The sequence below is a fragment of the Lysinibacillus sp. UGB7 genome (assembly GCF_049058285.1).
GTDB classification, from domain to species: Bacteria; Bacillota; Bacilli; order Bacillales_A; family Planococcaceae; genus Lysinibacillus; species Lysinibacillus sphaericus_B.
Window position 1 is genome coordinate 21,712 of the sequence record NZ_JBMGUV010000011.1, and the last position, 21,488, is coordinate 43,199.

Here is a 21,488-nt window from a genome sequence, read left to right on the forward strand (position 1 = left end):
TTTTACTACCTTTTGATCATCTAAGAAATCAATTTGTATAATTGGGTATGGCTACCTATTAGAAATAAATATATATTTTTTATATAAATCTAGAAGAATTTATATATTATACATATTATTGTACGATCTTTATAATGTAAATATCACTTTCGAAGGAGGCAATAGGAATGGAGTATAGTAAACTTGGCAATAGCGGATTATCGATAAGTAAAATTGCATTTGGTAACTGGATAAATCATGGAGGAAAAGTAGACGAGAATACCGCAATAGCATGTGTAAAAACAGCCTTGGATGTCGGTATAACAACATTTGATACTGCCGATGTTTATTCAGATACGAAAGCTGAGGAAATACTCGGTCGATCTTTGCAAGGTGTAAGGCGGGAGAGTATTGAGTTATGTACAAAGGTTTGTCATCCAACTGGGAAAGGCCAAAATGATAGGGGATTATCACGTAAGCATATTTTCGAAAATTGTCATGCATCGTTACGTCGGTTACAGACTGATTACATCGATGTCTATTATGCCCACCGATTTGACCCATCTACGCCCCTTGAAGAAACTATGTTAGCTTTCGCAGACCTTGTTCGACAAGGGAAAGTCTTATATTTAGGCGTAAGTGAGTGGACAGCAGAACAAATCACCCGTGGGGCTGCGCTTGCCCGTGAATTAAAAATCCCACTCATCGCGAGTCAACCCCAGTACTCGATGTTATGGCGCGTTATCGAAACGGATGTCATCCCAACATGTCAACGTGAAGGACTCGGCCAAGTTGTTTGGTCACCTGTTGCGCAAGGTATTCTTACTGGTAAATATTTACCCGGAAAACCAGTACCAGCTCAATCGCGTGCTAATTCCACTGCTGGTAAACCATTTTTCAACAGTCTAGTACGTCGTTGGATGAATGACAATGTACTCACTTCTATACAAAAGCTAGAACCCATTGCACGTAATATTGACCTTACTTTGGCTCAACTAGCAGTAGCATGGGTATTACAAAATGACAATGTTTCTTCAGCAATTATAGGTGCCTCAAATCCGCAACAGATAATAGAAAATGCATACGCGGCCAATGTCAAATTGCAACCTGAAATAATGAATCAAATTGATGAAGTACTACATGGATTCATAGAGTACGATTCAAGCAAAACAGGTTAAGTTTTTAACTCAATGTGTAAATATATCAAGTGAAACTTCAATCCGTGGGGGTTATCTTCAACCCCACAGAGTGGTAGTTAAAGCAATCGGATTTTTAGTTGAATGACCACCTCTTTAATTTCCATTTGGGTGGCAGCTTACTGACTGTTCATCCTTGATCAAAAATCTTCGTATTTTTAAGTTCAAGGAAGATGAGAATTCGCTACTCATTCGAGAATGAATGGGTAGTATTACTTTTATTAGATTTTCTGGTAGAATATACTTCTCGAACTATCGTTAAAAATTGATTGATAATTGCAGATTTTTCATCCTGCCTCCACCCAACATATAGATTTATTTTAGGAGGAGTTTCTTTAAATTTTTTATAGATCACTCCATATTGTTTATACGTTTCCACTGAGGATGGAACAACGGAAATCCCCATACCAATTGCAACTAGATTAACGATTGTTTGCATTTGTATGGCTTCCTGAACAACATTTAAATTTACACCTTGTTCACTAAAGTAGCTAGTAATAAAATCATAAAAATCTGGACCTAAATGACGTGGAAACATAATGAATGGCTCGTCAACCAACAATTGGAGAGAAACTTCGGCTAATGAGGCAAGCGGGTGATTTTGAGGTAAAACCAACCTTAAAGATTCCTCAGAACAAACTTCTGAAGATAATATCCCATTATTTTGTTTAGTACGAAAAAACCCAATCTGTATTTCTTTCTCATAGAGAGCTTTTAATTGTTGCTCAGTCGTCATTTCACGTAATACAAGTTGAATTTTAGGGAATCGTTCTCTAAATTTTTTTAAAATCTCTATAACAATTTCAGTAGAATCGACAAAACCAACTGTCAGTTGACCAATTTTTCCTTCGTCTGCAAGTTGTGTTTCTCTAATAGTTTTTTCAACTTGAAACATAATTTGCCGAACTCCATCAAGAAATATTTTTCCAGCGTTCGTAAGCTCTACTTTTCTTTTCGTACGATAAAAAAGTTGAACGCCCAATTCTTCTTCTAATTTACGTATCTCTTGGCTTAAGGGGGGTTGTGCCATTCTTAAACGTTCCGCTGCTCGACTAAAATTCAACTCTTCTGCTACTGTTATGAAATAGCGCATTTTTCGAATATCCAATATCATCACCTTCCCTTCTATTCGCTTAAAAGAAGTTACGATTGTCTTGGCGTAAACTCACTAGATTTTTTAAAAAAAATTGAATATTCACTAGGATTACTAAAGCCCAATTTTTCAGCTAGCCTTATTGATGATGTATTACTGATGTCACAATCCCAGCGAGGCATTATATCCTTTTCGAGACAGTCATTTATAAACGCTTTTGCGACAATTAAACCTAGTCCTTGTCCCCTATAATTTTCGTGGGTTTCAATATCAATTTCCGAGAATTGAAGTGAAGCAAAAATTGAAGTGCATTCACTAATCACTTGCCCTTTATGTAGCATACAGTAACCGAAACCCTTTGCTGTAAAATTGGCAACAGAGCCCCAATACTCATTATAATAATCCTCATTATATGCTGAACTACAAGCAATTTGCTCTTCACTTATTCTTCTCATAGAATACTCATTAGTAAATAGACTCTTCTCATATGATTTTTTCTTATCATGTATAAAAGAATACCTGTTCATCTTTTTTAAATTATCTTTAAATAGCTCATTAATGACACAATCCCAGTGCTCATTTGAAGAAAATAAAGTGAAACGTAGCTCCTCACTTTTTCTTTGGCTATACAATTCCAAAAGGAAATTATTGAACTTTTGATTATCTTCTTTTCCTGCTACGAAATAAATACCCGATTGTGTTCCAATAAGTATCGTCTCTGGATTTTTAGAATCTGCATAAACAATTCCACTAATATAATTATTCAACACGGAATAGGTAAAGGTAGGAACCGTTTTTTTCTCGTTATTTTCTAGTATAGTGATTGCTTTTTCATAATCTTTTTCACCAAGAATTATCATTATATTGACCCCTCCTCCTAACTGAATACATTGTATGATCTATATTTATCATTTAATCAATTTGAAAATCGTCAGATGACAGACTTTCTGAATTACTAAGAATAAAAGTGATGCAAAAACCCCGATTATTATATATGTCATCAATTCATGAAAATACCTGACTGCAGAAGTGTATAAATAAAATACGCCACCGATAATTGCGCCGCTTGCTATATAAAGTAATATTTGGTGTAATTGCTTTTTAATTTTCACTTCAATTATCCAGGAGATAATGACGCCCAATGTTGTATAAATAACCAATGAATATACAGCATAAATTATAAATAGTGTACTATAAGAAAAGTGTGCTGTATCTACTGTTTCTTGTGCATTAGGTGTATAACCAAAATAAAGACTTAAAATCCATGACAAAATAATTGTTGAAATAATTGCAATTGAAATTTTTTGAAATAATAATTTTAACATCTAGAACCCTCCGTTATATATGGAATCTGTACTTTGTTTATGGATGGCCAATGATGCTATTTAACTGCGTGTCTTCTTGCAAAGGTCGAAGGCGAAAATGCAACTTTATATTTTCCCTCTAGTTCTTTTCTTACTTTTTCTGTTAAATTCACCCCTTGTTTATTATGTTCATCTTCAAGTTCAATCCCATTTGGAAATATGCCGTCGTTACTCCAATCAATCCATTTACCATATCGCCATACCCATTCCATTAATTCAGATTTCAACTCAATTGAAAGTGGTATTTTTTCTATATCAAAGTTACAACTACATTTATCACACCATATAGGGTCAGCGCCTATATCTCCTTCAACTTTTAACTCAAATGTTACTTGTTGCTCGCATAAACATCTCATATTATTTTCTACCCCTTTCTGAATAGCCCACCGTTACTAGAATAACAAATATGGAAATTTAATCAATATAATTTCCTTCTTAGTATAGTAATCATTAGATACATTCACGCCAAGTAACAGAATAACTGAAATCCACAAAACCCTATGAAGCAACTGATTTATAACAGCAATACAAACTGGCAAATTCAAAAGAACGGGATGATTAATTGAAAATAGTACAAGTAAGCAACTCAAATAAGAGGCCTTTTTGATGGATAAAAAAACAGGACTCAATAATATACTGAGTACCTGATCATTGTTTATCTGGCTACTGAACAATTCATCCTATTTGACTATTAACACGATAGCTTCATTTTGACAATAACTAACATTAGCTTTCGTTGTGACTCTCTGCTAAAAAATTGTATGTTCATACATAATTCACACATACTTCGTCCTCCACAAATGCAGATTCAACAAATCAGTGGTCATAGCTCATACGAATTATCGATTTGGATTTCGGTCAATAAACTCCTCTATATCGTTAGCTAATCGATAAACTAAATGAAAATAATGTTTTTCTGTCATGACACCTTTTTTTCTCCACTTTTGCATTTCTTCATAGTGGAAATTATAAAAATATCCTTCTACATCCCATCTTTCAATGCCTTGCTTCTCCGCCATTTCAGCGATAGAAAGACCTTCTAGCCAATTTTTTTCGTATTCTTCACGACTAATACCTAAAAAATTGGATATTGCATTGTAATCATATTTGACATGATAAACTAATGTTCCCTCATCATTATTACTTTCTTCTTGTTCATTTTTATCTGCATGAACAATTGATGAAAAGGAAAAAATTATTACTGTTAGTAAAAGGAGTAAACCACTAAATATAAATTTCATTTTTGAACCTCACTTTTTTATTTTCTTTCAGTGTGTGAGGTTTCAAATTAACTATGTACTTTTCTTTTTCACTTTGTCATTTTCACCATTGCTACCAACCTGCCATTTTAAATTACAACTCACACAATTATCCATATATTTGATATTTGTTTAAATATTGTGTAGTTTGCTAAGTATTCCAATGCCATCGTTTTTTCCTAGATCATCATCATATGTCCGTTTTTAAAATATAAAACGGACATTATTGATAATTGCATTAGGTTAAATGAGGGAGGGTGAATATCACGGAGATGAGTAAAGCAAAGAGGTATTGGAAGAACGAAAGATGACTTAAAGTGAACGGGCAACATAGCAGGACTACAATAAGCTGTGTTAGTGAATTACTACATAATCAAGACAAAAAGTAAGTTTAAGTAACTACTTAGAAAAGTGAAAGGATAATTGATGATGTTAAAATTTATTGATGATTTAGCTGGTGCGATTTTCGATGTATGTAAATTGATCTGTTATTTCTTTGCAGGTGTATTGATTGTTGGCGTTTCCCTCTTTTTAATTGCTAAATTTTTTTTGTTGTTTCATTAACTCGATTGTGATTTGGTTTCAGAAAAAGTCCTTGCATCGGCAGCGCTAGTCGCAATCGCCTTTAAAGCTTTCAATTCTCGAAGGCACAAAAAAAGCGACGCCCTTCACTCAAGGAAACACGTCGCAAGTAACTACATGAAGGAGGAGTTGATGCCTCCTTCTCAACTCCTTTTGGAACAACGCTCTGATTTTCACAATAAAAAATGACCGCTTAAATTTATTTCTCTACTATTTTGCGTACAAAACTATCGAATGCTTCCTCTGCCTCTGTGCGTAGTCGAACCGTACAAATTAACGGATACGTCGGACAAATTCGCAGCAACTTCTCTTGCTCCACCTCAGTATGTAAATAATCAATCTTTACATCCCACAGCCCATGTTTGTTCTTATAAGCTACAGCTTGGAAATCGCCATCATCCCGATTAAAATAAATATGCCAATGGCGCCAAGGCAAACGCTCCTCAATTTCCTCTGCATAATCGCTATAAGACGTTTTTATGAAAACAAGCTCCATCTCTTCCGTGACGAACTCAGCAGGAATCGATGCATTACTTGGCAACTCTTCATTATCATATAAAGCCCCCGCTAACAAATAAGCTAAATCCCTCTTTGCCTTTTCAATCGCTTCCTGTTTCGTACGACCCGAGCTTAAAGAATATTCCCATCCTGAATCTAGAAGTAACGTCGGAAAATAAACGCCGTACTTCTCGTTGTCTCTTTTCATAAACGCTGGATAAACAACATTCTCAAATTTCATATCAACTGCACCTGTCCTTTGCCTCACTTATCGAATCTCAAAATATTCTTTTTTTACCATGTACAAGGTATACTCTCACCATCGTTTAACAATTCAGACTCTATTCCAAGGTTTTGGTTTTTATCAATTGTTCTTCTATGCCCTTCACTATATCAAATGCGCCATTTGACTTATTAGAGCAAACAACAACATTGATGGATACGTCAGGATAATAGGCAGCGTGAAAGCTAACGCCTGGATCATACCCCATTATATGATATTTAAGAACGGCATCATTTCTTTTTTTAATCCATACACCATAACCATAGTAGTCTTCTTGATTTTCCTGAGCGTGTGGAGTCAGTAACAGCTTTGTTGATTTTTCACTTAGTAATGAATAACTCATTAACGCATCCCATAGCTTCTCCAAATCATGTACAGCAACAAATGCGCCGCCATCAGAACCACCTTTTGCTGGCAAGGAATAAATATTTGTTTTCCATGTCCCATCGTCAAAATCGATATAACCTTGTGCTGTATTAGCTGGTAGCGCATCTAATTCAAAAAAGCCTGCATTCGTCATACCCGCTTTGTCGAAAATATTTTTTTGGATGTATTCATCAAAGTTGCATTGACTTGCCTGTTCTACAACTAAGCCAAGCAAAATGTAGCCAGCATTATTATAATGAAATCTTTCTCCAACTTTCAATTTCATAGGTAGGTCTTGGAATAATGGCAGGAAATCTTTTAAAGTTCTCATTCGATACATGGGCGTTTGTATCCACAGTTCTTCAAAGTCATCCATAAATTCCTCATCAAAATAATCAGGTATTCCAGCGGTATGTGTTAGAAGATGATGGATTGTTACCTTATCATCAAAGTGTTTAAAATTATGTTTAATGCAATCACTCAGTTTAGAATCAAAAGAAATTTCCCCTCTTTCAACAAGTTGGCAAATTGCTATTGCCGTGAAGAGTTTACAACCCGATGCAATTCCAAAACGAGTCGATGAACTATTTTCTATTTGTTCTGAACGATTTGCGTAACCAAAGTTTTGTTTTAGTAACAACTCTTCCTTACTTTTTACAAATACTGCACCCGAAAAATCAATTCTCTTTTGAATACTCTTTACAATCTCTTGTAAGTTTATGTTCATAGCTATTCCCCCCATTTTTAATAACATTTTAGTTTAAGAAATAGAAATAGACTTGCATATTAAATCCACTTATTATTATTGCTAAAAAAACTAATTTTTCCCTATTTCAATAATAATAAAGAACTATTAGAATTTACACAAGTCAGGTTGAAACTTGTTCTTTGTGCGTATTGTCTCCACGGTGATGAGTTAACATCGACGAATCGATTTGAATTTATTTGGATGTAAAATACCATTAGCAATAGAAGCAATTAATCATTGGGAGACTCACCTATAGAACACACTTTTGAAAGAAAGGAACTTACTTTTTTAGAAGATTTAATATACTTATATAGAATCACTACTGTATGATTGTTTTTTCAAAGTTCTATACTGCTGTGCTGAAACAAAGTAAAGTAGAATTCCCAAAACAACAAACAACAACGACACAGGAATCATTTTGTATAATCCAGCAGCAATTGATCCTATTGCCATTCCAGAATAGCGTATGAAATTGAACAGCCCCAGTGCTGCTCCTCTATTACTACTAAACTCGTTACTTATAATTGTAGCAAAAAGAGGTGGTGCGAATCCTACAGTCATGCCATATCCAAATAACACCACGCTTAATCCAATAAGTGAATGGGTATGTAAGAACCCAAATAATATCACTTGTAGTGGCATTAGCAACAAAATTAACTTAAACAGGGTTTGTAGTTCCATCTTTTTTTGCAATCGTTTATATAATAGGCTTCCTACAATCATACTAATTGTTAAAGGCAAATATAACATTCCGATTATCTGTAAGGAAACATGATAATGATCGCTAAGTAAAATAGGTAAGTATACAAGAATCGCAAAGTATACAAAAAATACAAAAAAACTTAAAATCATTGTACTTGCACCTAATCGATTAGCTAGAATGGTTGCGTATTTGCTAAAATACCCCTTTGACTTAATCGGCTGATACTCTCGCTTATCATAAGGCAATATCAATGCAAGAAGAGCTAGTAGTGCAACTGAGATAGCAAAAAGAAAGAAAAAAATACCTGAATATCCATAATGTTGCCCAAGAACTCCTCCTACTATAGGGGAAATTGCTGGCGCAAGTGTAAGAAGTATTTGATAAGTTCCCATTGCGCTTCCTCTTGCTTCTCCGTCAAATAATTGCCCAATCATATTAACTGTAACTAAAGGGATGATTGCAGTACCGATAGCTTGAAACATTCTAAAAATCATGAATAACGTAAAATTAGTTGATAAAGCACAAGCAATCGTCGAAATACTTGTTATAATCAAACTTTTCAATAACAACGTTTTCTGACTTTTAGAATCAATTACTGATCCTAAAGCAATCTGCATCAACGCAGTTATAAAAATAAAACCACCCACTGTGAAATTAACCCAATTTATAGAAATTCCAAAAGAATTTCGAATGAGAGGAATTACTGGGGTGTAAATGTTCTGATTTAAAGAAGCGAAGAAAGTACTAATGCTCAATAAGTATAAAAATAATACTTTATTGTCAGTTATTCGACTTTGCAATGAAATCACATCCTTCTAGAAGTTAATTATTTTTCATGTTTTCAGTGATAGCGTATAAAAATCTTGTGATAACTCCCAATTCAGCATCATTAAATTTTTCTAGAATACTCAAATACTTATTTCTTGCTTTTTCGTGTAACTGTTCGTGAATAAAAGCCAATTTCTCTCCTGACTCTGTAAGTCCATAATAAATCTCTTTCTTATTATCATTTCGCTGAATTTTAATAATGACATGATGTTTTAACAACTTTTTCACAGCTTTTGCAATAGCTGGTTTAGATACATTCAACTTGTGAGATAGCAAGCTATTGTTTGCCAAGCCATTGTCTTTAATCGTTGCAACAATATGTAGTTGAGTAAGTGACCACTCTAATGTTAATGCGTTGCCTTCTTGATCTTCCCCTCTATTTTCAACTTTCTTTTTTTGTGCGTCTTCTCGCGTAGTTATTAAATTTTGAAGAGCCTCCAATACTTGTTCTTTCTGATCCATACCTATTCCCTCCTTAGTTTACATGTTAAAAATTAATTCACTACAAATCGTTAAAATTGTTAACCGGTTAACAATAGGTATACACTACCTTATTTCGATTGTCAAATTTATACACAATATTTTCTTCTGTTGTTAATTCGTATCTAGATACCAGTATTTTTTTGTAGGAATGAACAAATAACGCGGAATAAGGACTTTGGAAAGTGCCCACTGCTCACTTGCCTACCACACACTTTCCAAAAAGGATTTTATATTTACGTCCACTAACTACTTTCAAAACGACATCTTTGCTTTCTTATTTTGAGTAGTATAAAAAATTTATACAAGCAAACAATAAAAATAAATTCTTCAATTGAGGTGAAATTATGGAACACTTTCCAACGATACATACAAACTTTTGGGATGCCGTAATAGCAATCCCTATTATTATGATCATTACGCAACTGTTAAAGAAATTCTTTCATATTAAACCAATTTGGGTACCCACAATGGCATTAATCATCGGTTTAATTATTTCAATTTTTATTAGTCATAGACATAACCTATTAGCTGGAATATTTATGGGTTGGTTTTATGGATACTCAGCTATCGGAAGTTATGCATCCTTAAAAACTACTCTCATGGCTTACAGACAAAAAAATAAAAACACAAAATCAAAATTATAATCTTTATCAGAACGAGTAAAAAAAGTTGTCACTCAATTTGAAATTCAAGTATTAACATTCCTATCTATAATCTTGTATCAATGAAAGTTAAAGAAAAAGCAACCGACTTCTTCAACTCATTTTATAAAAAATGGTCGATTTTTGGTCGGTTGCTCATATTCTTAATTAAACTAATATTGGATATCCACTTCCTGTTACCTCAAATTCGATTCAATTGGATTTGATTTTTTTATGTTGTCTAACATCCATTCGTATTGAATCGTTTGCGGACGACTATCACTCATTCCCAATTATAAAACGGCCCTGGACGCTCTCTGTGTGCTTTGTCTTCCACAGACTTAGAACTAACAAATTGACAAAAAACAAAAATCATCCATTACCTGATCTTATTCAACTTAAGTGCTATAATTTTTTAAACTCCACCCATAAACATAATTAGTACGACTGACAATAAAACGCCAATGAAATAAATTCTTAAAACAAAAATAGGGGAATACTTCTAAAATCCTTTTTCCCTTTTCATAAAACTCTGGACACTAAATATTATTCCTAAAACGAACAAAATAACTCCAACTAAGAATACCCATACAGTATTAAGTTGAAAGAAATAAAAAAAAGCTACAAAAACAAGTCCTATTATAGAAAAAAATGTTGACAACAAACCCCTTTTACTAAGCATCTTTTACCCCCTCTTTATTACCATTAATAGAATAACGTATTCTAATATGATTTCGTAATACTGTTGAAATTCGATAAAGCATACTAAAAGGAAAACAGCTTGGCTTAGTTAAAAAAGGCAAGATGGAGGAACTATATGAAACTACAATTACTTTGGGGTGCCTTATTGTGCATCTATGGGATTTCTTTATTTATTAAATATTTTCAAAGTGTTGTTGAAGGATGGACTATCATCGTTTATGTCTTATCTGGAAGTCTATGTATTGTAGGATTTTTACTAATTATTAGAGCCATAAAAATGAATAAATAACGGGGGCTATTTTTAATTTTTCGCCCCACTTGCTAGCCCTGAATTTAAAAATTGTTTACTGCCAATTTTAAACTATCAACAAATTCATTTATTTGTTCCATTTTTAGTTTTAGACATAATGCAGGACCACATTCTGTCGCACTATAATTATTTCTCTCACCTGCATCTAACACAAAAATTAATCTATAATAAGGCTCCCACTCATCCCTTTCATGTTCGGGCACTTGCAGAAAACCATTTCCTGGGTAATAATAAGCACCAAATAGTGGAATATGATAAATACACAAGCCTGGATCATGAGGCTCTAGCATACTTAGATGCATAATATCGATTTGTTTTAAATCATCTAATAACTTTAAGAAATCTCTTTTTAAGCAAACGATTTCCGTATGCACCTCTGGAAAAGCAGGACCAGAGCGGAAATGAATGTGGAATTTTACACTCGCATCATTAACTAATTTTAAATTTATTTCAACTTCACAATTAGGTTTATTAGAGTAATCTTTTAATATAGCCATAAATAGATCTCCTTTTTACTATTTGGTTTCAGATATAACTATAAAAATCCCAAGAAAATTACGATAAATAATCCATGCCATGGATAATTGAAGATCGTTCGAGATTCGAGGCTGCTTTTAACATCTTACATGCTTGCGTTTAAAACCCAGTTTTCCTTTATCGACTTCTTTTTGAATACTTTCGTAAGCATTTAGGAAACTGCTTTTTTTCTTGTCCCGTTTGACTTCTACTGTTCCTATTGCCTTAGCGGTCTCGACTGCCTTGTCATGGAGTGGTAAATACGAAATCCCCACAGTGTATAGAAAATTATTCATAGCTGCTTTCGTTCGTTCTGGCGAATCGTGAATCGTATCTTTCACCTTGTCAAGCATTTTGGAAATCTTGCTTTCTGAAAATTCAACGTCTTGTCGATTCCCTAAAAGCCAACAGTAGCAACTCCAGCCCGCTGACATTCTCAGCTCTTCACCGCTTGCGATCCATTTATCAGCAACTACTTGTGCAATATCTGACTCTGATAATGTGACGGCCACTACATAATCGGACAGCATATAAAAATACGCCGTATCCATCCAACGATCATAATCCGACTCAGTCATGGCTTTTGGGTCTGCAATAATGCCTGCAAAGTACATTGCATCGTAGTTTCCTGTGGCATAAAGCTCTTCAGCTAAACTCTGACTTATTTTTATTTTCTTTGCGATTGGTTTCATAGTGCCTGTAGCCACGCCGAAAAGCGGCTCATGCGCACCATTGGATATATACATTTTTTTAGTTCTTTCCTTGCCAAGGGCTTCAAGCTCCTGCATAACCATTTCTAAATTCATCGTTTAGCACTTCCTTCTGTTTGGAGTCTTTCCCCTAAAATGTGGTCTATTAAATACATCACCATTATCCTATAACAATCTATCATTTGTCAGCAAAATTACCATCTAAGCGCAGGACTGTTATACAGGAATCCACTTGACGCGTAGTGGCGCACTATTCTCGAACTGGAATAAGAAAAACGTTTTTTACAATTACTTACAATTTTTAGAATCACGGTATTACTCAGTTCAATATAAACATTTCCTTAATCAACAATGACATCCCTGTTATTTATATCTTACATTCACAGTATCCATTTCACAAAATTTAGCCATCATTGAAAGGTCTAATTTAATCCTTGTTCAACTAACCTCCATTAGTGCATTAAAAAATTTAGTTAATAATTGGAATTTCTTTAATTTTTGTATGTTATTTATTCCAAATAGCGAAAACTTTTATTTTACAAAAAATAATGTGTATAAAAAATAATCAATTGCTCTATACTATTAAAGATTTCACTTCGAATCCAATGTGACTAGGAGGGTTAACCCGATGAGTACGATTGATCGATAGCTCAGAAGGACCATCAATACTGAATAAAGCTAAAGTACTGTTGTCTTAGGATAATCTTAAGATCCAATACGGAAGCGAGGCAGTGTGTCATGGAGGAATAAATGTAAGTGGTAATCAAACCCGGAATATTAATTCCGGGTTTTTATTTTGGTACTACTATACATAAACAAGAAATTCAATTAAGCGTATATTTTTATGTTTAATAAATGACATTTGTATAAAAATCGTGGTTTTTTATATGTACTTTTATCTCTAAGTTTCCTAAAATGGTAATATCAGGTCATAATATGTTTTCCGTTGTTAATCTTACTCTAAAAGATGACATGGACACTGAAGTAATTGTTTACGGAACATTCGATGGAAAAGATGAATTAGGTGCCCCAACACTTATTGCAACTATCATAGAATAAGTCACTCAAACGAGGGCTTTTTATTATTTTTCACCCGAAACCATACGCTGGAGGAATAAATGATTAAAATAATTACTTTAGAAAATTTAAATGGCAAGGGTGATGTTTTTGAATTTATGCGAAGTGATTTTAAAAATGAACATTGGCATGAATCTTCGATTTTTTTAACAGAAGATGCTTTTGATTTTTTACATTTATATATTGATGAGGTTTTACCTAATTTTAATTACTTTGGTCCAAACTCAATTACCCCTGAACAATGGAATCAAATCACTTTTAAGGCATGTTCTTTAAATAATTCAGTGAACATCGAATTCCTTCGATTTTTTAACACAATAGATCGTTGGGTACAAAAAAATTTCGAGGAGCACACTTGTTTCTCAATTTGTGGTCCATAGCAATTTCGTGACACAGGGCTTTATCTTCAAGAGAAATGGACAGTTAAGGAGGTCAATGGATTGAAGAAATTTCTTTTAGTATTTTTGGCAGTATTTATATTAACAGCATGTAATTCATCAACGTTAAGTATTAGTGAAATTGAGATTGTTCCAAATAAAGTGCAAAAAGCAATTGATGAAAAAAATACACTTCAAATCATCAATGAAGGTGAAAATATTTCTTATATCGTTTTTCGGTCAAAAGGAACAGTTACAACAGACCTTGAAACGCAAGGTGACACATTAATAGTAAAGTTAGATGTTACGAATCAACAAGATAATGCAATAGAACAGCATGTCTATAAATTAACGTTAGATCCTAACCTTGATACGATTGATATTCGCATTAATGGTAAATCTACAACGATTGATAGTGTAACAGGTATATAAGGAGGCTATTATACCCCTTTTCAACAATCAAAACGTTATCTCATTACACATCAATTTAATGGCTTGTACTTATGAAAATCATACGTGCAAGCCCTTTTATTATGGCACCATAAGTCAATAGGAACGCTTAAATGGCCCGGCGGTATTGGTCAACCTCAAAGGGGATAATATCAGTACTCACTCTATAAATAAGCGCATAATCTTTGGATACCTATTAGTAATTTTTCTACCTGTGTTTTAGAAGAAGGTAGAAGGAAGATGTTTAATTCTGCTCTTTTTTATTCATTACAAGCATTTATTTCCCAGTACCCTTGTAAGGTTGAAATAATCGTTTAATATTCCATCCAATCTCGGTAAATAAACGTTTTTCATCTTTAAATTTTGGATGACATCATCATCACGTTAAAATGATTTTGTTGCTAGGTCTACTATCACAAATTCATGTAAAAGCTTTCGTTGTTGTTCCCCATTTATCATATAATCGCACGCTCTCTGTAAAGGCATCGTGCCCTCCCCCTCATGCGCGCCCTTTGAAGTATGTCTGCTTGAAAGTGATGCCTTTATCTTTCTTTAGGTATCTGACATAGAAGATATGAACACATAGCTTATTCCACTTAGTGTCTATTGCTTCCATGTTACTTACTTCCTTCAAGCTTAGCTATAGCCTTATCTATCTCAGTTATCTCACTTTCAAGCTTTTCTTTCTTCTTGTTCAATTTTGAAAGTTGATTATTACATTTTTCCGTTTCACTATGAATGTTTTCTAAATCAAATAACTTTGTTTTTTTTGATTCTTGTAATAAATCGATTGCTAACTTCATATTTATTCGCTCCCTTCTAAGCACAGGCAAATCACTTTCTTTTCTAAATGTACATTGCCAATCTTAATAGGCTTTAATCCATTTGCTAATCTTAAATCATTTTGTGTAAATGATTTATTAATCATACATAACTCATTGAATAATGTCTCAGCATACTTTGCCATTTCACGTAATCTTAATCATCGAATTATTAATACTTTTTTCGGTTCACTATTCCTCATCCCTACACAATTAATAGTTAAATGCATAATTAAAAGCCACACCTGGTTAGATGTGACATAATTATTTATAATAAATTTTGAGCCTTAACACTTTTACCTGATATAGAAAACTTATTTTGTTCTTCGTCAAAACTTATAATGAACCTAAATTCATTCAATATGTTTCCTGTGTAATCACTAAGTCTCACTGTTGGACTTACCCAAAACACAACTTCGTTTCCATCCATCTTCCAACCCTTCTCAAATCCTTTGTGCTTTTCTTCAAGACGTTTTTCGATTGATTGTCCGTTATTACTGATTGTATTTTTTACTTGATCGATCAAATTAATTTGTGCTTTTGTTTCCATCTACTTCGCCTCCATCCACACTAATTATAACCATAATGGTATTATATGTAACCTGAATAAAAATATAACAGAAAAGAGACTGCCAATTTAGTAGCCTCAAACGCTTGTTTCCAGAACACACGTACAAAAAACGGTTGATGTATCCTACGTAACATAAATCATTTGTGAGTCATTCCTATATTACGTTTATTAACGATTTGATGCTCAATCCTTTGGAATGTATTAGTGTGCTTTCGTAAACGTTTATTTTATGTGTAAGCTCATATTCGATGACTTTTATTCTCTCCTTTAATCTGGCGGCTTCCGATTCAGTATCACTTCCATACAAGTGACCTTTTTTGTCTTATTCCTCAAACTTAACTTTGTTAATTTTTGAATTTCTAAAACGAAAGGAGCTATTGATTGGATAAATGCCCCCTTTCCTTTCAACGACTATACATATTATGAATTGAAGAAAGGAGTGATTTTCATGGGATACTTTGGAAATGTAGGTAATTATAATAGTTGTTGCGGAGGCTATGGTAATGACTATGGCAAGGGTTATTGCATGGACTATGGTAAGGATAATAGTTCAACATTCGTTTTAATCGTAGTTCTATTCATTCTACTAATTATTGTCGGCGCAACTTTCATGCAAAAAGATTATTAATATTTACTGTTTTTAAGTGTACGAAAATAAAAAGAAGGTAAGCACCTTCATTATTGGCAACAATCAATAATCTCCATCATCCCTTCTGCAAACTATCATAATAGCAGTATAATGCTAATCTACCAGCCTTATACACTCCTATTATGACCAAAGGGTCGCTCCCAGCCTGGTGACCCTTTTTTGTTGTTTTTCAATAAAGACTTTGAAGTTATCTCCCTCTTTTCCCCTGCTCCATACTCGCGTGTATTAGAATTAGCTTTTTTACGTGAATTAGCACCATCCATCCTTGAAGCAATCTACACACAGACAAAAGCAGTTATTCACCTCTGAACGAATCGAAAATATTAATAGAAATATTCAGCATGACTACTTGGGATGCAGTTCACACGGAGTGGCCTTTTTATGGATTATTTGACTAAAGCGCCGGATAACTGAAGAAAGATCTGAGTTTTAATATGAAATTACTTTTTGAATCTGATCATTAATATTTAGCTTACTCAATCCTCCGTGGTAACAAACCACAGATTCAATGTCGAGTTCTAGGTATTTTTTCAAAGAAAGTCGAGCTTCTTTTATATCCAGGACTGTCGGGGCATGAATTCCCTCAATTATTCCGTTTACACTGTACATCGAATCCCCGGCAATCAGTGTTTTACTTTGTTTCAAATATAGGCTGATATGGCCGGGAGTATGGCCGGGAGTATGGATGATACGAATGCCACCGCAATACGGCAATTCTTGACCGTCTTTCAATGTATCGTCCACTTTGCCCTTTGGTGGATTCTCTAGGTGACCGTCTTTCAAAAGAGTTAAATCCCCTTGAATATAAGGCTTATCTAAATCGTGAGCATATACTCTAATATTACTTCCACACTCTTGTAATATTTCAGGTAAACTACCTATATGATCTATATCCTGATGCGTCAAAATCACAACTCTTAGTTTGTCGAACGATACGCCTACCTTTTCCATTGCCACACGTAAATCTTCAATTTGTCCAGGGAATCCAGTGTCTATTAAAACAGCCATTTCTTGATCCCATAAAAGAATTGGATGAATAATATTCCCAAGAAATTCAAGATGGAGCATTTCAACACCCTTAGATATTTCCATAACTTTAGTCTCCTTCATAATTAGATTTTATTGATGTCAAAGAATGGGTTTGGTTACACAAGAAGTTGAAAGAATATAGCTAACATTGTACGTGTAATATACTATTATTACGTACTATCAATAATTATTCATTATCACAATCACCTACACGTTAATTGAATAATACAAACATAATACTAACTACTGCTTCCTTCTCAAAAGTTTCTGCCGATCTTCAACAATGTGGCCGATTACTGAACAAAATTAAATAATCACTATTTAGCTTTCTGTTATTTTACTTCATGAAGAAAGTTCCATAAACTGCTGCTAAAAACTGCCTGCCGATTAATTAAAAGATACTACTATTTGTTGCAAAACTCAAATAAACATCCTGTGCAATAAATACGGTTACTGCCTTTCCTAACCATCCACCGAATAGGACACTAATGTACCAATTAACCCACTAACTGCAGCAATCCATTTCTACATTTGAACACTTCCTTTTTTGCATACTAAAAGCCCTCCGCAGATGATTGTGGAAGGCAATGCACATTATTAAATTTATATTAAAAACGTTTAATAAAATAAGACTTCCCTGATTTTTCTATTAGATAATGCTCCAATCCATCAATAAAACACCCTAAAACCGAACAGTAACTATTCTGATTAACTCCGTACAATAAAACCTCTTTACCATTCCAGGCAATTTTCTAATTTCGTCTATTTCTTGTTTACAATTAAACCACCACATACAAAAACCACCCCTGCTGAAGTAGTCTTTTCAGATTATTCAACCAAAGCACTCCGTTGACTTAATCTTGCTTATAATCGCTGACTAGTTCCTGCTACTTCCGTTCATTCTATATTGAGTATTTGGAAAGATTTTAAGTGTTAGTTAATTAGATACTATACTCAATGAGGAACCTTGCAAAGGTTGGCTTTGTTATATACCTCTTGTTTCCTGTTCGATCAATTCCCAAATCTAGGTGGATTATGAATCTATCTTGCTCTAGCCACACAATAAAATGCTCTTACAACTCATCAGTCCCGGCCCGCCTCATAAAATTTCTTTGCCACCATTGCCGGTCTTGTACGCGTGTCCGTAAAATGGTCGCCGTCACCGACGATCAGGCGGAACTGGCCAAGCCGTCTGGACATATTTGGATGCCAGCCGTAGCCCTCTCCTTGTGGCAATGCGTTGTCTTGGTAGAAATAAACATAGCTTTTGGGCATAGGTAGCGCGTAGAACGCTTTCAGATCCAGCTTTTCGAAAAGAGGCTTAGCCGGTTCCGGAGTGACGTTCGTATACATCTGTTTGGCTTCCTCCAAAGTGGCCGTATTGACGAACGAATCTCGAAACAACGGAAATGGAAGCATGATCGTATCGTCCTTCGAGGCGGCTCTGAGCTGCTCGAACCCTTGCCTCATTTGGGGCGGGAACGCGTCGGCAACTGATTCGCCGTCTTTCAGTACAAACGCGTCCCAGAAGACAAGGCGCTTTATGCGATCCGGTACCTGTTCTGCAACCTTTTGGATGACTGTTCCGCCGAAGCTATGCCCGACGAGAACAAAATTGCGTAGGTTCAATTTCGTTATAAAATCGACGACGGACTTCGTAATCATCGCATGCGTGACATTTTTGTTCGGATCTTTGCCGTGACCTGCGTATTCCGGCGTATAAACGACATGCCCTCGACAGCGCAGCATCGCCGCTACACCGTCCCAAAAGTGAGCGTCAGCCCAAGAACCATGCACAAGCACGAATGTATGCCGTTGCTGTGCAGGTAAACAGCACCTTTCATCCGATTCGAGGGCATCATTCCACCCTTCATAATAAGGGGAGTAATAATACCCGCGGGGCATAAACCTGTAATCGGGATAGGGAAATTGATGAATTTCTTGGTGATAAGGAAACATGTACAAGACGTCCTTTCAAATCGACATATATTATCAGCTTATGCTCACTGCTTTTGAGAGGTTCCCACACTCGATCCGCCGAAAAAGACCAGGTTCAAAATTAATTGAATACCTGGTTTTGTGATTTATTCATTTGCTTACTTATTAATAGTTCTTCCACCTGAGTTTTTAAAGCTTGATTAGTATAGCAAAGGGAGGAGTTGCCGTTACTTATAAATCTCTCACTTTTTGTCTAAACTAAAAATGCAAAAGATATAGCATCTGCTCTTCAAGATTGTACACGAACTTCTAAAAGTAGGGATAAAAAATGAAAGAAAAAACTCTATTAATAATATGTCTAACTTTTACATTACTACTTGCTGGTTGTTGGGACGTTACAGAACCACAAAGATTGTACTATATTAACGCTGTAGGTGTAGATTTTGAAGATAATCAGTATAAAGCCTACTTACAAATTATTAATTTTGCCGATCTAGCTAAATCAGAACAACCTAGTGGAAATGTTACACCAGCTGAGGTTGGCTATGCCCAAGGAAAAACGCTTGAAGAAGCTATTTACAAGTTATATCGCTCCATTGATCAGGAAATTTTCTGGGGACATTTGAGATATATTATTTTTTCAGAACGTGCTTTAGAAAATGAACGTGCTATTCCTGTCATCGATACGTTTATACGTTTTAGAGAGACAAGATATCAGGTCTGGGTGTATTCTACAAAGGACCCTATTAAAGATGTACTTCTTGTAACACCAATTTTGCGGAGTTCCCTTGCCGCATCTAAATTAAGTAACCCTATGAATACCACAGAGTAAGAATCTTTTATAGAACCTATAAACTTGAGGGATTTGCTTATTGGATTAAATGAGCCAAACCATGAGGTTAGCATACCTTACGTTACAATCAAAAAAGAATGGGAAACCATTGACGAAGTACCTGAGGAGACTGCTTTCGAAGGTGTTGGAGTACTTTCAAAAGATGGTTTTAAAGGCTTTATTAAAGATTCCACAACAAGAGGTATTCAATGGATGCATAACGAGACAAATCGCGGAGAAATTACCTTTAAATTAGACGGCAATGAGAGAGATTATTTAACAGTGGATTTAGATAAAATAAAGGTACATGTTAAACCAATTGTAGAAGGCAATGATCAAGTGAAGTTTGAAATTGAAATTAAAGTAAATGCCACAATTAATGGTTTCAAAGGAAAAATTTCATCTGACGAAATAAGAAAAAATGTTATAAAACAGGTAAAAAAAGAAGTGAAAGAAACCTATGAAGAAGGACTTAAATTGGACGTTGATATTTATCGCTTGTCAGAATACCTCTATCGAAACAATGTAAAAGCGTGGAAAAAAATAGAGAATGAAGGGAAAATTCCATTGACTGAAGATTCTATCAATAAAATAACTATTCATGTCGATAAAATAACTATTCATGTCGATAAAATAACTATTCATGTCGATAAAATAAACCCAGGAAGAAAAACATTTTCTGAAACAATTGAAGAGTAATTATTAAATAAAAATGACCAGGCGCTCAAAATTAATTGAGTACCTGGGCTTTGGTGTTACATTATCAAATTTTTTTAGCCATTGTTATATTCGTAATTTCATAACCCATTTTTTCATATAAGCCGCGTGCAATTTTGTTATGACCAAAAACGTTTAAACCAATTTTATTCATACCTAATTCTTTAGCAATAGTTTCAGCTTCTTTCATTGCTTTCTTGCCATACCCCTGCCCTTGATATTGTTCAAAAATCACAAAATCATAAATAAAACCTTCATTAGGATTTGTAGCTTTTTGTGAAATCCAAATCATCCCAACTAAGATATCATTGTGAAAGATAGAGAATAAATGATTATTCTTGGTCTTCTCATCTTTTGGTAGCAGTTGATCAAATGATTTCTTCGACAAGTCAATCGCTTCATCTTCACTCCAATTTCCAGAAGCGATCTTGTCTTTTGCATAGTCTTCAATTGCATAACTGATATATTGCTTGAACTCCTCTTGGTTCATAGGTTTTAATGTAATCAATTTATTTTCCTCCTATTCTATGTTTCAACCTTAACATTTTTTCAAAATCCCTCATAATTATACCTGTAATTGGTCTTTGCCCTCTTTTACCGTTCACCACAAAGGATATACCTCAACCTCTAACATACCTCCGCTTTTGATTGGTTTAACTCGATATTTAACTACTTGTTTCATCTCGTAGTCTCTCAATACGTTCCTTGATACTGTCTTCATAAGCACTACTATCTATCGCAAATAAATCTTCATAATCTTCTACAC

General features: G+C 34.4%; 26 protein-coding genes. 9 read left to right on the top strand and 17 right to left on the bottom strand.

The genetic code is table 11. From position 1 onward, the window contains the following. Nucleotides 1-167: 167 nt before the first annotated feature. Entirely contained in the window at nucleotides 168-1,157 is a 990-nt protein-coding gene (locus tag ACOMCU_RS11620) for an aldo/keto reductase family protein (protein ID WP_421050269.1), read from the top strand. Between the two features lie 202 nt (nucleotides 1,158-1,359). On the opposite strand, the gene ACOMCU_RS11625 is transcribed toward ACOMCU_RS11620, so the two are convergent. The 9 genes from ACOMCU_RS11625 to ACOMCU_RS11665 all read right to left on the bottom strand — a co-directional run bounded on the left by ACOMCU_RS11625 (nucleotide 1,360) and on the right by ACOMCU_RS11665 (nucleotide 9,361). After that, complete coding sequence (locus ACOMCU_RS11625) at nucleotides 1,360-2,283, bottom strand: LysR substrate-binding domain-containing protein (RefSeq protein WP_421050352.1); 924 nt, start codon at nucleotides 2,281-2,283, stop codon at nucleotides 1,360-1,362. A gap of 35 nt (nucleotides 2,284-2,318) precedes the next feature. Further along, nucleotides 2,319-3,128 (bottom strand): GNAT family N-acetyltransferase, encoded by an 810-nt coding sequence (locus ACOMCU_RS11630; protein WP_421050270.1) that lies wholly within the window; start codon nucleotides 3,126-3,128, stop codon nucleotides 2,319-2,321. Between the two features lie 48 nt (nucleotides 3,129-3,176). Further along, a complete protein-coding gene (locus tag ACOMCU_RS11635; protein ID WP_421050271.1) occupies nucleotides 3,177-3,593 on the bottom strand; it encodes a hypothetical protein in 417 nt (138 codons plus the stop codon). Nucleotides 3,594-3,649: 56 nt separating this feature from the next. Further along, entirely contained in the window at nucleotides 3,650-3,988 is a 339-nt protein-coding gene (locus tag ACOMCU_RS11640) for a hypothetical protein (RefSeq protein ID WP_421050272.1), read from the bottom strand. Between the two features lie 483 nt (nucleotides 3,989-4,471). Beyond that, nucleotides 4,472-4,873, bottom strand: coding sequence for a hypothetical protein (locus tag ACOMCU_RS11645; protein ID WP_010860968.1), 402 nt, complete (start codon nucleotides 4,871-4,873; stop codon nucleotides 4,472-4,474). Between the two features lie 799 nt (nucleotides 4,874-5,672). After that, nucleotides 5,673-6,212, bottom strand: coding sequence for a DUF3986 family protein (locus tag ACOMCU_RS11650; protein ID WP_010860970.1), 540 nt, complete (start codon nucleotides 6,210-6,212; stop codon nucleotides 5,673-5,675). Between the two features lie 100 nt (nucleotides 6,213-6,312). Then, nucleotides 6,313-7,347, bottom strand: a complete 1,035-nt coding sequence (locus tag ACOMCU_RS11655; protein WP_421050273.1) for a serine hydrolase domain-containing protein — start codon at nucleotides 7,345-7,347, stop codon at nucleotides 6,313-6,315. A gap of 327 nt (nucleotides 7,348-7,674) precedes the next feature. Continuing rightward, on the bottom strand, nucleotides 7,675-8,871 hold the full coding sequence (locus tag ACOMCU_RS11660) for an MFS transporter (RefSeq protein WP_421050274.1): 1,197 nt from the start codon (nucleotides 8,869-8,871) through the stop codon (nucleotides 7,675-7,677). Between the two features lie 22 nt (nucleotides 8,872-8,893). Beyond that, the gene (locus ACOMCU_RS11665; RefSeq protein ID WP_010860973.1) at nucleotides 8,894-9,361 is read right to left on the bottom strand and encodes a MarR family transcriptional regulator; all 468 of its coding nucleotides are present in this window, start codon (nucleotides 9,359-9,361) and stop codon (nucleotides 8,894-8,896) included. Nucleotides 9,362-9,726: 365 nt separating this feature from the next. Between ACOMCU_RS11665 and ACOMCU_RS11670 the strand changes: the two genes are divergently transcribed. Together ACOMCU_RS11670 and ACOMCU_RS11675 are read left to right on the top strand one after the other, a co-directional pair. Continuing rightward, a complete protein-coding gene (locus ACOMCU_RS11670; RefSeq protein WP_421050275.1) occupies nucleotides 9,727-10,026 on the top strand; it encodes a hypothetical protein in 300 nt (99 codons plus the stop codon). A gap of 814 nt (nucleotides 10,027-10,840) precedes the next feature. Further along, entirely contained in the window at nucleotides 10,841-11,014 is a 174-nt protein-coding gene (locus ACOMCU_RS11675; protein ID WP_155242507.1) for a hypothetical protein, read from the top strand. Nucleotides 11,015-11,058: 44 nt separating this feature from the next. On the opposite strand, the gene ACOMCU_RS11680 is transcribed toward ACOMCU_RS11675, so the two are convergent. Continuing rightward, nucleotides 11,059-11,532, bottom strand: a complete 474-nt coding sequence (locus ACOMCU_RS11680) for a hypothetical protein (protein ID WP_010860975.1) — start codon at nucleotides 11,530-11,532, stop codon at nucleotides 11,059-11,061. A gap of 117 nt (nucleotides 11,533-11,649) precedes the next feature. Continuing rightward, the gene (locus ACOMCU_RS11685) at nucleotides 11,650-12,357 is read right to left on the bottom strand and encodes a DNA alkylation repair protein (protein WP_421050276.1); all 708 of its coding nucleotides are present in this window, start codon (nucleotides 12,355-12,357) and stop codon (nucleotides 11,650-11,652) included. 840 nt (nucleotides 12,358-13,197) lie between these two features. On the opposite strand from ACOMCU_RS11685, the gene ACOMCU_RS11690 reads away from it, so the two are divergent. Genes ACOMCU_RS11690 through ACOMCU_RS11700 form a run of 3 tightly spaced genes read left to right on the top strand, consistent with a single transcriptional unit; the run spans nucleotide 13,198 to nucleotide 14,147 of the window. Next, entirely contained in the window at nucleotides 13,198-13,320 is a 123-nt protein-coding gene (locus tag ACOMCU_RS11690) for a hypothetical protein (protein ID WP_421050277.1), read from the top strand. A 59-nt stretch (nucleotides 13,321-13,379) separates the two neighbouring features. After that, entirely contained in the window at nucleotides 13,380-13,718 is a 339-nt protein-coding gene (locus ACOMCU_RS11695; protein WP_421050278.1) for a hypothetical protein, read from the top strand. 60 nt (nucleotides 13,719-13,778) lie between these two features. After that, nucleotides 13,779-14,147: a membrane lipoprotein lipid attachment site-containing protein gene (locus ACOMCU_RS11700; RefSeq protein WP_010860979.1), complete on the top strand. Its 369-nt coding sequence runs from the start codon at nucleotides 13,779-13,781 to the stop codon at nucleotides 14,145-14,147. A gap of 635 nt (nucleotides 14,148-14,782) precedes the next feature. Here ACOMCU_RS11700 and ACOMCU_RS11705 read toward each other — a convergent pair. The 3 genes from ACOMCU_RS11705 to ACOMCU_RS11715 form a co-directional block, all read right to left on the bottom strand. After that, nucleotides 14,783-14,968: a hypothetical protein gene (locus ACOMCU_RS11705; protein WP_010860980.1), complete on the bottom strand. Its 186-nt coding sequence runs from the start codon at nucleotides 14,966-14,968 to the stop codon at nucleotides 14,783-14,785. A gap of 2 nt (nucleotides 14,969-14,970) precedes the next feature. Continuing rightward, on the bottom strand, nucleotides 14,971-15,132 hold the full coding sequence (locus tag ACOMCU_RS11710; protein ID WP_421050279.1) for a hypothetical protein: 162 nt from the start codon (nucleotides 15,130-15,132) through the stop codon (nucleotides 14,971-14,973). A 122-nt stretch (nucleotides 15,133-15,254) separates the two neighbouring features. Next, the gene (locus ACOMCU_RS11715; RefSeq protein WP_010860981.1) at nucleotides 15,255-15,536 is read right to left on the bottom strand and encodes a hypothetical protein; all 282 of its coding nucleotides are present in this window, start codon (nucleotides 15,534-15,536) and stop codon (nucleotides 15,255-15,257) included. Nucleotides 15,537-16,005: 469 nt separating this feature from the next. On the opposite strand from ACOMCU_RS11715, the gene ACOMCU_RS11720 reads away from it, so the two are divergent. Next, on the top strand, nucleotides 16,006-16,185 hold the full coding sequence (locus tag ACOMCU_RS11720) for a YjcZ family sporulation protein (protein WP_421050280.1): 180 nt from the start codon (nucleotides 16,006-16,008) through the stop codon (nucleotides 16,183-16,185). Nucleotides 16,186-16,635: 450 nt separating this feature from the next. Here ACOMCU_RS11720 and ACOMCU_RS11725 read toward each other — a convergent pair whose 3' ends face one another. Both ACOMCU_RS11725 and ACOMCU_RS11730 read right to left on the bottom strand, forming a co-directional pair. Beyond that, nucleotides 16,636-17,298: an MBL fold metallo-hydrolase gene (locus ACOMCU_RS11725; RefSeq protein WP_421050281.1), complete on the bottom strand. Its 663-nt coding sequence runs from the start codon at nucleotides 17,296-17,298 to the stop codon at nucleotides 16,636-16,638. 1,020 nt (nucleotides 17,299-18,318) lie between these two features. Further along, nucleotides 18,319-19,194 carry an alpha/beta fold hydrolase gene (locus ACOMCU_RS11730; RefSeq protein ID WP_421050282.1) on the bottom strand — a complete coding sequence of 292 codons (876 nt, stop codon included), beginning with the start codon at nucleotides 19,192-19,194 and terminating at the stop codon, nucleotides 18,319-18,321. A 307-nt stretch (nucleotides 19,195-19,501) separates the two neighbouring features. Between ACOMCU_RS11730 and ACOMCU_RS11735 the strand changes: the two genes are divergently transcribed. Together ACOMCU_RS11735 and ACOMCU_RS11740 are read left to right on the top strand one after the other, a co-directional pair. Next, entirely contained in the window at nucleotides 19,502-20,005 is a 504-nt protein-coding gene (locus ACOMCU_RS11735) for a hypothetical protein (RefSeq protein WP_421050283.1), read from the top strand. A 33-nt stretch (nucleotides 20,006-20,038) separates the two neighbouring features. Beyond that, entirely contained in the window at nucleotides 20,039-20,704 is a 666-nt protein-coding gene (locus ACOMCU_RS11740; protein WP_421050284.1) for a Ger(x)C family spore germination C-terminal domain-containing protein, read from the top strand. A gap of 64 nt (nucleotides 20,705-20,768) precedes the next feature. Here ACOMCU_RS11740 and ACOMCU_RS11745 read toward each other — a convergent pair whose 3' ends face one another. Further along, nucleotides 20,769-21,230, bottom strand: a complete 462-nt coding sequence (locus ACOMCU_RS11745) for a GNAT family N-acetyltransferase (protein WP_421050285.1) — start codon at nucleotides 21,228-21,230, stop codon at nucleotides 20,769-20,771. Nucleotides 21,231-21,488 lie beyond the last annotated feature (258 nt).

What these genes read in the sequence shown, in the direction of transcription:
- ACOMCU_RS11620 (WP_421050269.1), top strand. Translation starts at nt 168, where the DNA reads ATGGAGTATAGTAAACTTGGCAATAGCGGATTATCGATAAGTAAAATT.
- ACOMCU_RS11630 (WP_421050270.1), bottom strand. Translation starts at nt 3,128, where the DNA reads ATGATAATTCTTGGTGAAAAAGATTATGAAAAAGCAATCACTATACTA.
- ACOMCU_RS11635 (WP_421050271.1), bottom strand. Translation starts at nt 3,593, where the DNA reads ATGTTAAAATTATTATTTCAAAAAATTTCAATTGCAATTATTTCAACA.
- ACOMCU_RS11640 (WP_421050272.1), bottom strand. Translation starts at nt 3,988, where the DNA reads ATGAGATGTTTATGCGAGCAACAAGTAACATTTGAGTTAAAAGTTGAA.
- ACOMCU_RS11645 (WP_010860968.1), bottom strand. Translation starts at nt 4,873, where the DNA reads ATGAAATTTATATTTAGTGGTTTACTCCTTTTACTAACAGTAATAATT.
- ACOMCU_RS11650 (WP_010860970.1), bottom strand. Translation starts at nt 6,212, where the DNA reads ATGAAATTTGAGAATGTTGTTTATCCAGCGTTTATGAAAAGAGACAAC.
- ACOMCU_RS11655 (WP_421050273.1), bottom strand. Translation starts at nt 7,347, where the DNA reads ATGAACATAAACTTACAAGAGATTGTAAAGAGTATTCAAAAGAGAATT.
- ACOMCU_RS11665 (WP_010860973.1), bottom strand. Translation starts at nt 9,361, where the DNA reads ATGGATCAGAAAGAACAAGTATTGGAGGCTCTTCAAAATTTAATAACT.
- ACOMCU_RS11670 (WP_421050275.1), top strand. Translation starts at nt 9,727, where the DNA reads ATGGAACACTTTCCAACGATACATACAAACTTTTGGGATGCCGTAATA.
- ACOMCU_RS11675 (WP_155242507.1), top strand. Translation starts at nt 10,841, where the DNA reads ATGAAACTACAATTACTTTGGGGTGCCTTATTGTGCATCTATGGGATT.
- ACOMCU_RS11680 (WP_010860975.1), bottom strand. Translation starts at nt 11,532, where the DNA reads ATGGCTATATTAAAAGATTACTCTAATAAACCTAATTGTGAAGTTGAA.
- ACOMCU_RS11685 (WP_421050276.1), bottom strand. Translation starts at nt 12,357, where the DNA reads ATGAATTTAGAAATGGTTATGCAGGAGCTTGAAGCCCTTGGCAAGGAA.
- ACOMCU_RS11690 (WP_421050277.1), top strand. Translation starts at nt 13,198, where the DNA reads ATGTTTTCCGTTGTTAATCTTACTCTAAAAGATGACATGGACACTGAA.
- ACOMCU_RS11695 (WP_421050278.1), top strand. Translation starts at nt 13,380, where the DNA reads ATGATTAAAATAATTACTTTAGAAAATTTAAATGGCAAGGGTGATGTT.
- ACOMCU_RS11705 (WP_010860980.1), bottom strand. Translation starts at nt 14,968, where the DNA reads ATGAAGTTAGCAATCGATTTATTACAAGAATCAAAAAAAACAAAGTTA.
- ACOMCU_RS11710 (WP_421050279.1), bottom strand. Translation starts at nt 15,132, where the DNA reads ATGGCAAAGTATGCTGAGACATTATTCAATGAGTTATGTATGATTAAT.
- ACOMCU_RS11715 (WP_010860981.1), bottom strand. Translation starts at nt 15,536, where the DNA reads ATGGAAACAAAAGCACAAATTAATTTGATCGATCAAGTAAAAAATACA.
- ACOMCU_RS11720 (WP_421050280.1), top strand. Translation starts at nt 16,006, where the DNA reads ATGGGATACTTTGGAAATGTAGGTAATTATAATAGTTGTTGCGGAGGC.
- ACOMCU_RS11725 (WP_421050281.1), bottom strand. Translation starts at nt 17,298, where the DNA reads ATGGAAATATCTAAGGGTGTTGAAATGCTCCATCTTGAATTTCTTGGG.
- ACOMCU_RS11730 (WP_421050282.1), bottom strand. Translation starts at nt 19,194, where the DNA reads ATGTTTCCTTATCACCAAGAAATTCATCAATTTCCCTATCCCGATTAC.
- ACOMCU_RS11735 (WP_421050283.1), top strand. Translation starts at nt 19,502, where the DNA reads ATGAAAGAAAAAACTCTATTAATAATATGTCTAACTTTTACATTACTA.